The organism is Desulfovirgula thermocuniculi DSM 16036, from assembly GCF_000429345.1.
GTDB classification, from domain to species: Bacteria; Bacillota; Desulfotomaculia; order Desulfotomaculales; family Desulfovirgulaceae; genus Desulfovirgula; species Desulfovirgula thermocuniculi.
This window is the reverse complement of sequence record NZ_AUBR01000120.1, coordinates 1-1,676: the sequence shown is the minus strand read 5'-3', so window position 1 is coordinate 1,676 and position 1,676 is coordinate 1. Positions and strand designations below refer to the sequence as shown.

Genomic DNA, 1,676 nt, shown 5'->3' with positions numbered 1-1,676 from the left:
CGCGCCGAACTGGAGCAGCACGCCCCGGTAGCCCGCCGGGACGACCACCCAGAAGCGCAGGGGGAAGAGCAACAGGAGGACCAGCACCGCCGCGATCGCGGCATAGATAGCTTTGCTTTTGGGAAACCCTGCATTTTTGACCGCGCGTTTAAACTTTTCTGTGTACCGCTCCGGTACTCCACTGAAGGCATTTTCATCGTAAACCATGCTCTTCTACCTCCCAGTAGTGAAACGGCCTAACAACCGCTACTCTACACCCAACTCGCGGAAAACTTCTTCGGCAGGTACGCCGATATCCGGACTCCTCTCCAGCTCTTCCGCAAGTTCCTCCAGTTTCCTCCTCCGGGCCAGGATGGCTTCGTTCGAACACCCCCACCACGTGGCCTCCCACAGGATGTGGGCCGCCGCCTCCGTCAGAGAGAAGGCCGCCAGCGCCTTTTCGGAGACGAAGTGCCCGGCCCACTCGTCCAGCAGGGACAGGTCCATGCCGTATACCCGCTCATCGCCCGGCCTTCGCGCGTGTACGTTCCAAACAGCTTTCCCCTCTTCCTCATCGAACCGGGTGTCGGTTTCGATCACCCATCCCTCCGGGTTCGGCTCCGGCCTGCAATCCCTTATAAAGTGAAAAGCCTCCCGGAGGCCGAACAGATCCCCCGCCTCGTCCCCGTACCGCTCCAACAGGGCTGCTTCCACTTCCTCCCACCGCACGCTACGAAAGAGTTCCTGTACCGTTAACAAGGCCAACACCTCCCAAAACCGCCTGCTTTTCTTCCCGACGTATTAACGGCGCCATCATGGCTCTCTGAACGCAAGCGGGAGGCCCGAGGCAATCGATGCTACTCCGTGCCAAAAGCAAAACCCATGAAACGCTCTCACTACTTCATCAGATCTCCCGGCCAGATAATGCCTTCCCTCCTGTCCCTGGCGTAATCTTCCGTATACGGCAGGGCAAGTCTTTCCCAACCCTCCGGCCAGGGGTCGTCCTTCCGGATAACCACTACGCTATAGCCTTCGCCGTCGGCTACGAAAACACCGTCAGCCTCTCCCTTGCCTTGATTTAAGGCTTTTTTGACCGCTTCCAGCAGGGCCTTTAACGCTTGCCGGTTGCCGATTATGAACACCTCGTCGTGCCAGGCAAACTGGCCGTAGACGTGCAGGAGCGGAATGGATTCGCCGTTTCTGTCCTTCCTGCTCAATTGTCCATCACACTCCTGGAACTTTCGGTTATAAAACCGCCGCGGGAAGACCCACCTCCTTTAGGGGGCGGGATGAAAGCGGCGGCCAGGTTTTTGTGCTACAATTAACTCGAGTGCCGTATTCCAGAGGAAAGAGGTGAAAAGCGTGGCCTGGAGCAATAAGTCGCACCCTCACCGCCTCCTGCTGACCAAACAGTTCCCGCTGGGCCTGGAAACGCTACCGATTTTCCAACCCGTCATGCAGGCGGCAAACCGTATCTGGAACTCCTGCGTCTTGCACAGCCGCGAAACCTTCAAGCAGGAAAACTGCTGGCCGACGGAGGCAGAGCTTAAGGCAAAGTTCAAGTCCTTCGCCGCGTGGAAGGAACTGCACTCTCAATCGGCACAGGCGGTGGTGGAGGAGTACTTCGAGGCCGTGTCTGCCTACCGGAAGCACAGGGAAAACGGCCACCTGGAGATGAACCCGCCGAATTTCAAGCC

At 58.2% G+C, this 1,676-nt stretch carries 3 protein-coding genes and 1 pseudogene; 1 reads left to right on the top strand and 3 read right to left on the bottom strand.

Annotated features, from left to right (window positions below):
* The 3 genes from G454_RS0115100 to G454_RS19705 form a co-directional block, all read right to left on the bottom strand.
* Window positions 1–207: hypothetical protein (locus G454_RS0115100; RefSeq protein WP_027719232.1), on the bottom strand; the 207-nt coding region annotated here is incomplete at its 3' end.
* A 39-nt stretch (window positions 208–246) separates the two neighbouring features.
* Window positions 247–738, bottom strand: a complete 492-nt coding sequence (locus G454_RS0115095) for a DUF6557 family protein (RefSeq protein ID WP_027719231.1) — start codon at window positions 736–738, stop codon at window positions 247–249.
* A gap of 137 nt (window positions 739–875) precedes the next feature.
* On the bottom strand, window positions 876–1,196 hold the full coding sequence (locus G454_RS19705; protein WP_051276553.1) for a hypothetical protein: 321 nt from the start codon (window positions 1,194–1,196) through the stop codon (window positions 876–878).
* Between the two features lie 145 nt (window positions 1,197–1,341).
* On the opposite strand from G454_RS19705, the pseudogene G454_RS19700 reads away from it, so the two are divergent.
* Window positions 1,342–1,676 (top strand): annotated as a pseudogene (locus G454_RS19700) (RNA-guided endonuclease InsQ/TnpB family protein); the annotation flags it as partial.